The following is an 8092-nucleotide window of genomic DNA, read 5'->3' on the forward strand; positions in this document are numbered from 1 at the left end:
TGCCGTCACACCTCGCCGGTCACCACCCCGGGCGCAGCATCCACCCGGGCTCCGGCCTCTGCCCCGGCATCGTAGGCACCGAGGAAGTCGGGAGGTTCCTCAAGGGGCCGACCCGCGCACCGCGTCCCGCACCCGTTGCGCAATTCCGGCCCGAGTCGCCGCCCCGGCGCCCGCAGGAACCCGCCTCCGCACGTCGCAGCCACCGGCTTCATCACCGTCGAGACCCGCGCCCGCCTCGGCTGCCCCGCACCCGGCGCCACCAGCGACGACGGCCGGTTACGCCGCCCCACCGTCCGCCTCCCCGCCACCTACGCCCAGCGCCTCTTCGACGACGCGCCCAGGGCGCCGCCGGCCGCGTGCTGCGTGCGACCGGCAGGCGAGTCCCCCGGCGGCACCCGCGACCGCGACCGACGCCGGCCTCGCGAGTGCGGTGAGCTCCAGGGCATCAGTCGCCTCCACCGCCACCGCAGGAGGAGCCGCCGCCGCAGGACGCATCATCGCCGCAGGAGAAGCTGACGCCGTCGTTCTTCCGCGAGCGGGAACGTTGTTGTGGCCGCGGGGGCCTGCCGCCGAATACGCCGCCGCGCCAGGCCTGGAAGAGCCCCCAGGCGATACCTACCCCCACGACTACCAGGTATTCCATTTCCACTACCCCCCGTTTCTTCCATTCTCGCCGGTGCCGCTGATCCCCAGCTCGGCCGGCACCGAAGACGGTGCAGGTCGTCGACCTCCGCGACGATGCGGCGGCTGAGGCCGAGTGAGCGCTGTGAGACGGCACCGGCGGCACTGGTGGCAGCCTCCTGGTCGTCGCCATCGCGCCAGGCGCACCGGCGACTGTCGTGCTGAGCACGGTGGCCGTCGTGCTGTGGGCCTTTCAGGGCAGAAACGACGTACGGCAGGGCCGGCCACCACGGCGGGGCCAGGAGCCGCGCGGCCGGAGGCCTTGGGGGAGACGCCGCGGCCATGGGCTCACTGCGCCGACCGGAGCGTGCCGTGCGCATGGGCGTACATACTCAGACGACTTGGTTTGCTACGAGGTGCCCGCCGGCGCCGAACCGCGGTGCTGAAGCGAGATCCTCAGGTCCACGGAAGTGTGCGCCACGGGCTGGCCGGGTCGGCGGTCAGGGCACGGTGGGTCGCGAGGACCGTCTCGTACCACTCGCCGAACTCCTCCTCGTCGAAGTGGAGGCAGCGGCCCAGGACGTAGGCGGCCGAGAAGTCCTCCCACGAGCGGTAGTTGAGCTGGACGAGACGGCCGGCCCGGACCACGGCCGCCTCCGCCTCCTGCAGGGAGCACAGGCGGGCGGCGAGTCCCCAGCGGGCCATGCCGGAGGCCCGGCCGTAGTCCCAGGCTTCGACGCTCCGGACGAAGCCCCCCTCGGGCAGCAGGCCGTCGGCGCGGAACCGCGCCTCGTAGCGGGCGATGCGGCCGATCAGCCGCTGAAGGCCGCTCACTTGACCCTCCAGCTCCGCGGCGGTGAGGGTGCCGCCCGGGGTGACGCCGTCCGCGGTCAGGCGGGGCCCGGCGGCGGCCTCGGCACGCCGGCGCACCACGTTCACCGCGGCCTGGCGCCAGTGGTCGACATCGACGGGGCCCGCGAAGTCCAGGGCCATGGAGCGGCGAAGTTGCAGGACGAACTCCCAGACCCCGCTGACCATTCCGGCGCGCAGCAGCTGTTCCTGCGTGTCCTGCCAGTCCTCCCGGGTGGTGACGCCCCACCAGCGTTCCAGCGTGCGCTTCTCGTTGCGGTAGCCGCAGCCGTGGTAGGCCATCGAGTTCCAGTAGCGCCCGTTGTGCACGTTGATGTGCGCGCCGACCGCGAGACCGAAGGCGACGGGGCCGGTGCGGGGGCCGCCCACCTCCAGGGTGTGGACGACGTCCTGAGCCAGCCCCGGCCGCTCCACCGGGGCGCAGTGACGCTGCCACAGGGCGCGGCCCTCCGGCCCGGCCGGCAGGACGCCCTCGCAGGGGCTGCCGGGGTTGACGACGAGGTAGGGCGGGTCGTTCTCGTTCCAGACTTCCGCGAACCAGCCCAGGTCGTAGCAGTTGTAGACCGGGTCGGCGACGGGCGGCGGCAGCATGCCGCCGGTGTAGACGGCCAGACACATGGTCTGGGTCTGCGGGTTCCAGTAGGGGTGGAAGCGGGTGTTGCCCGCGTTCGCGTCGACGTAGGCCCGCGACTGCATCATGTACAGGTCGGCCCGTGCGACAAGGTCGTAGTACGCGGGCCAGTCGCCGCACGCCTTCGCCTCGTACAGCCCCCGCTCGACCGCGCTCGGCGCCTGCCAGCCCCGCGCCGATGCCGTCGGACCGGGCAGGGCTCCTTCCTCGTGACCTGCTGTCAAACTCATGGGCAAACCCTAAGGGCTGCTCCAGGGCGGTCGGCGTGCCGGTCCCGCCGGGCGGGGGCCGAGCGGGCGAGGCCGTCGAGGGCGCCCGCCTGAGTGCCACGGGCCGACGGCTCCACGCCGCCCCGGCCTCGACGCCGCCGCCCACCAGGACGTCCTCTACATCTCGGCCCGCGCCGGGATGGCCCTGGCTCTCGCCCGGCCGACAGCAGCGCGACGCCGAACTCGAACGCCCCGAAGCGATACGGCCGTCCGCCTGCCGCACCCGGCGGCGACGGCCGGGGGGTGCCGCCTGAGGGGCTGCTCCTCTCCCACCCGCCAGGGCCGGATGCATCTTCTGGACACGCATGCGGAGTTGTGGGGAAGCGGAGGGTGCGGTCCCTGCGACGGGGCCGCGCCCCGGCCCCCACCGCCCGGAGGACGACGGTGACCGAGGGCTTCGTCCGCGACGTGACCGTCGCGGTGCCGGCCACGAGTACACGGCCTGGGTGTCCTGCGCGACCTCGACATCGCCAACCGGCCACACGTTGCCGGTCTCCCTCGCTGTCGAGCCCTGACGAGGGTGCCACGGACCGGTGGTGTGACCGGTCCGGCCGACATCGCCCTTGGCGCCCTCGAACGGGGCGTACGTGACCCCTGCCGGGTCCGGCCGGCCGTTGTCAGTGGCGGGAGCGAGGATGCGGGCATACCGCTGAACCGGCCACCATCTGAAGGGCTTTCCATGTCCGTTTCCACTTCCGGGCCCGCAGCCGACGTCGCGGCCATCGCCTTCCCCACCGGCTGGTGCGCCACGGACCTGGGGCAGTTGCGGCCGTGCGCGTCCACCTACGAGGTGTACCCCCTGGAGAGCCTGCCGCCGCTGGAGGCCGCGCACCTCGACGCCGGGTTCGACTGGCTGGGCGGGGCGGGCGGGCCGCGATCCGAGCACACGGACCATCTCGCGGCCATGGAGCGGGAACTGGCCGAGGCCGGACTGGCGCTCCCCGAAGGCTTCGCCGCCTTTTACGGCAGCGAGCGCCTCTGCCGCGCCTTCGACGAGGTCTCGGTGACGGCCTGCTGGAGCCACCTCTCCGGTCCGCTGCACAGCCCGGCCCAGGACGGCGCCCGTCTCGTACGGTTCCTGCGCGACCAGCAGGACTGCGTCATCTGGTACCTGTACCTGCTGCCCTCCGGCGAGGCGTTCGTGGTCTTCTCGCATGTGGAACTGGAGTCCGCAGGCTGGTGGGCGGAGGGGGAGCCGGCCGAGGAGGGCCGGGCCGCGGTGGCCTCCTCGCTGATGCGGTGCGCCGATACCTTCGAGGAGTTCGCGTACCGCTTCGTCGTGGAGAACGAGCTGTGGATGCACGCGCACTCCGCAGGCGCCCAGAGCCCGCTCGCTCCCCGCCTCCAGGGGTACGCCGACCACTACGCGTCCGCCGCCTCCTGACCCGGGCGGGCCCGCCCGCGGGGCGCCCCTGCCTCGGGCGAGGACGTCGCCGGCTCCCCGTCGTTCGGCCGCTGGTGGACCGGCGGCCGGTGATCACATCGGGCAGCGGCAAGAGCACCGTGTCCACGGTGACGTGCCCGGACGTCGCCCAGTACCAACGTGAAGGTCTGGCCGGCCGGCTGCCGCTGCCGCCGTGGGCCCGGCCCGGTTCACCGCCGCCCAGGCCTCGCGCTGAGCGACGGGCTGGGCCGTCCACCACTACGCCCCCCTGGGCCGTGCTGCCCGGCCCGGCCCGGCCGCCTGGACGCTGCTGCTCGCTGCCGTGGTGGTCCTCGCGGCCCCCTGCGCCCGCATGGCCGGCCCCGGCTTCCTCCCCGGTCGGCCGCGCTCACACGCGTTCCCGCTGTGGAGCCTGCCGGGGCGGACTCCTGCCATGGCTCCGAGCCCGGCCGTAGACCTCCACCGGCCCCGGAAGGCGGGCCAGGAGCGGTCGCGACTCGGCGGAGCGGGACCGGTGGGCTTCGGCGGCGCGTCACGTCACGGTGGGGGCGGGCGGGGACCGGACGCACGCCCCGTTCTTCATCGGCCAGGGAAGTACTTCTTGGGCGTGGTATCAGCCAGGATGCGTGTCCAGCAGGTCTGGTGGGTGTTCGCCTGCGAGGATCGTTCCGCTGGAGTCGGGGGATCCGCTGCGAAGTGGCGGCCCTGGCGGCTCCGCCCGCATGCCCCCGGCCGGCACCCCCCCCGCTGGCCGGGCAGGCCCCGGCCAGCCCACCCCCCCCCGGCTGGTCGGGGCTCTTCCATACAAGGGATGACTGCGGCACCGCACCGCACCGCACCGGCGGCCGGCGGTCTCCTTGAGCTTGCGGAAACGCCTTACGCACCCCCGTGTGGCCGCTGAGGCCCTCGTAAACAGGCCGGCGGCGACCGTCCTGCCCGGGCTCATGAGGGCTTCGCCACGGCCCAGCGTGCTACCGGGGGAGAAGCGCGCGGACGGTCTTGCCGCCTTCGGGCCCGGGCGTGACGACAGTGGCGAGGGAGGGGCCGTTGACCATGTGCCAGCCGAATCCGCCCGTCCCGTCGACGAGGTCGGGGGCCCGCATCCGCGGCGTTGGAGGGCTGGGATCCTCGACGGCGACCTCGATGCAGTGGGGATGCGCGGCCAGGCGGAGGGCGTAGAGGCCACCCCCATGGCGCAGGGCGTTCGTCACCGGCTCGGAGACGCCCAGGACGACCGTGCCGGCCTGCTCCCGACCGGTGGCGGGCTGCCCCGAGGGCTTCGAGGAACGCCCGGGCGGCCCGGCGCGCCTCGGCGACGGCAGCCGGAGGACGAAGGGCTGTGCGCTCGGCGCTCGTCGTGGTCATCGCGCCCTCCGGGTCTGTTGTCGGTATCCCTCCTGCCTGCTGCCCGGTCGTGGTGCACCCGCCCGCAGTCGTTCGACCCGGCGGCACCCGATTACCTCAGGGACACGCACGCGGAAATCTATGTCGGCCGGAGTAGACATTGAATGGTGGTGTGGTTATGGTTTCTCTCGTAGCCCAGTCAAGAAGAGCCCGGCAGAGACGAACTGCCGGGCAGCAGTACCCGCAGGTGCAGTCGTTGGACGGTGCGGTGGTGGAGTTCCGAAGCCAGAGCGTTTGCAGGACGGCGACGGGACTGACGGCCGGACCGGGTGGCCCGCAGTGATCAGGGGCCGCCGCAGCAGTACCGCAGTAATGGCAGTAATGGCAGTACCCAGCAGTGAAGTCAGTGAGCAGCACCTCGGTGAAGGCGTCGGCTGCGGGCGCGCGCACCGGGAAGTTCGGCAGTGGGGTTCTAAGCCAGAGCAGATGCAGGATGGGCGACGGGGCTGGCTGCCGAAGAGTGGCGCTTGTGTGAGGCCACGAGCAGTAACGCAGCACCAGTAGTACCGAGTTAGTTGATCATCCGAGGGAGAACGGAGGGATTGGGCGCCATCAGGATCGCCCGGGCGGAAGTCTGAGCCCGGGTACCGCAGGACATCGATAGTGAGGTGGTCTCCGGTCAAGCAACCGCGATCCCCGCATGTCCCGTCGCCGTTCGGGCGGGTCAGCGGATACAGAAGGTCGGCGCAGTATCAGGGCCGACAGATGGTGTAGCAGTTCCTTCGGGGCCCTGGTGCCGGTACGGCGCCAGGGCCCCTCCACGCGTTCCATGAGAGAGGTTTCATGACAGCAGACGACTCGTTCGGCCGTCTCGAAGACGACGACTACCCCGCTTACACCATGGGCCGGGCTGCCGAGCTGCTCGGCACCAGCCAGGGCTTCCTGCGGGCCATCGGCGAAGCCCGCCTGATCACCCCGCTCCGCTCCGCGGGCGGACACCGCCGCTACTCCCGCTACCAGCTGCGCATCGCCGCCCGCGCCCGGGAACTCGTCGACCAGGGCACCCCGATCGAGGCGGCCTGCCGCATCGTCATCCTCGAGGACCAGTTGGAAGAAGCTCAGCGGATCAACGCCGAGTACCGCCGTGCCGCGGGTTCGGTGAACCCGTCGGCCTCGGCGTGAGACCAACCCGTGTCCGCCCCGGGTCACCGGCGAGCCTCGGGCCCGCGGTGAGAGTGCGCCCATGGCCGCCAGGCTCTCGCCGGGCAGGGTGCTGCACGCGACGTGCCATCGCGCGTCGCTCGCCGCCTGTGGGGGCCGCCGGCACTGAAACGGTGCGACGGCCTGTCGTGCGCCACCTGTGGGGGAGCCGACCCGACCGCGCGGGGCGGGGCCGAATCAGGGGGTGCGGTGCCAGCGTTGCTGTTCGCGCCTTCTGCGCCTGATCACGTACAGGTCCACCAGAGCCACGAGAGCGAGCAGGAAGCAGCAGACGGCGAGAGCCGTGTAGATGCCCTGCGGCGGGCCCGCCGCGGCTGGCGCTCCGGACCCGAGAAGCAGCATGAGGACGCCGATCAGCGCAAAGATCGGCGCGAAGAGCATGGAGAGCAGGCGGCGGAGCTTGAGATCGCTGCGAGCCCATCGCGGCTCGCTGCCGTCGTGCCGCCAGCGAGCGGCTGCCGCGCGCGCCTGCCGGTCGGCAGCGCGGCCGCTGCGGTAGTGCTGGTGACGGTGAAGAAACGCCATGACGATCTCCCTCCCCCCGCCGAAGGACTGGCGTGCGCAGGGGCGTGAAGGACGCTGGCGGGCTGCATCCGCGCGGGTCCCCGGATCAGGTCGCCTGCCCAAGAGGGGACGCCTGACACCCGGGTGAGCTGGGGGCGGGAGGATCGCAGGGCGCGGGCCGGGACGGGAGCGGTAGCCGCCGAGCCCGACCGACTGCACCGTGCAAGCGGGAGGGTGGAAGCAGTCGGCTGTAAGGGAGGGGCCGGCTCCGCCCGATCGGCCGCGCGGCCCCGCGACGTGACGCGAGGCGGCGTCTTCCGGCACCCGGTCCGCTTCACACGGCTGCGCCTGGACGTGATGGTGGAGGAGGTGCCGCTGTTCAGCGGCGGGCCGAGCGCGGCCACCGGCTGAGGGGTGCGGGACGGCTGCGGATCACTTGCTGCGCTGCTCGTGGGTGTCCTGGCGGAGTTGGTCGGTGTGCCGGGTCAGGGCCTCAATGCGCTTGGCGAGGGCGGCGTGCTCGCGTCGCAGATGGGGCCGGGTGTCGGTCAAGGGGCGCACGAGGCGGGCCGCGTCGTCGTCGGCCAGGGCGGCGTTCAGTTCGTCGACGGCCGCCTGGGCGGCGGGGGGCAGGCCGGTGAGGGCGGTGATCTGGGCGGCGAGGCGGCGCAGGTCGGCTGCGTTGTCGCGGGCCCAGGCGGTCACGGTGCGGTCGGCGGCGCGCATGTCGCGCGTGGCCTGGACGCGCTGTTCGCCGGTGGTTCCGGCGGTGCCGGGCCGCAGGCGCAGGTAGCGGCGTTCGGCGGCCTGGCGGCTGGCGACGCCGAGGGGGCCGGCGAGGTCGGCCCAGCTGGCACCCTGGCCTCGGGCGGTTTCTATGAGGCCGCTCTCCCAGCCGGCGAGCTCCTCGCGGACCTCGCGCAGCATCAGCAGCGCGGCCAGAGCGGGGTGGGGACCCGAGCCCCGCGCGGACGCTGCGGACACTGCCGTGCCGGTCTTCGGCGATCCTGCGTCCGGTTGCTGTGCGTCCTTGACGGCCCGGTCGATGGCCTCCAGCGCCGCGGCCGCGGCGAGGAAGGGGACCGGCGCCGACGGCTCGGCGGCCTCACTCATGGCACCCTCCGTCACGTGTCATCCTCCAGATGACTTCTTTCTTGTCATCGCTTCGATGACATGTTACAACGGGAGCACGTTGAAGCGCATGGGCAGTTCCTGCCTGAACCGACTGGAGGTGTTTCGCGATGCTGA

5 protein-coding genes and 1 pseudogene are annotated in these 8092 nt (G+C 72.7%); 2 read left to right on the forward strand and 4 right to left on the reverse strand.

Annotated elements, in window-relative coordinates; all coding sequences use genetic code 11:
* Positions 1-1077 precede the first annotated feature (1077 nt).
* On the reverse strand, positions 1078-2352 hold the full coding sequence (locus tag AB0F82_RS37105; RefSeq protein WP_362635867.1) for a DUF1266 domain-containing protein: 1275 nt from the start codon (positions 2350-2352) through the stop codon (positions 1078-1080).
* 718 nt (positions 2353-3070) lie between these two features.
* Between AB0F82_RS37105 and AB0F82_RS37110 the strand changes: the two genes are divergently transcribed.
* A complete protein-coding gene (locus AB0F82_RS37110) occupies positions 3071-3775 on the forward strand; it encodes a hypothetical protein (protein WP_362635869.1) in 705 nt (234 codons plus the stop codon).
* Positions 3776-4746: 971 nt separating this feature from the next.
* On the opposite strand, the pseudogene AB0F82_RS37115 reads toward AB0F82_RS37110, so the two are convergent.
* Positions 4747-5140 (reverse strand): annotated as a pseudogene (locus AB0F82_RS37115) (ATP-binding protein).
* Between the two features lie 822 nt (positions 5141-5962).
* On the opposite strand from AB0F82_RS37115, the gene AB0F82_RS37120 reads away from it, so the two are divergent.
* Positions 5963-6301, forward strand: a complete 339-nt coding sequence (locus AB0F82_RS37120) for a MerR family transcriptional regulator (protein ID WP_356815040.1) — start codon at positions 5963-5965, stop codon at positions 6299-6301.
* Positions 6302-6517: 216 nt separating this feature from the next.
* Here AB0F82_RS37120 and AB0F82_RS37125 read toward each other — a convergent pair whose 3' ends face one another.
* Positions 6518-6865: a hypothetical protein gene (locus tag AB0F82_RS37125; RefSeq protein WP_362635873.1), complete on the reverse strand. Its 348-nt coding sequence runs from the start codon at positions 6863-6865 to the stop codon at positions 6518-6520.
* A gap of 411 nt (positions 6866-7276) precedes the next feature.
* Positions 7277-7957 (reverse strand): HSP18 transcriptional regulator, encoded by a 681-nt coding sequence (locus AB0F82_RS37130; protein ID WP_356815042.1) that lies wholly within the window; start codon positions 7955-7957, stop codon positions 7277-7279.
* Positions 7958-8092 lie beyond the last annotated feature (135 nt).

This window comes from Streptomyces virginiae, assembly GCF_040638905.1.
GTDB lineage: Bacteria > Actinomycetota > Actinomycetes > Streptomycetales > Streptomycetaceae > Streptomyces > Streptomyces virginiae_B.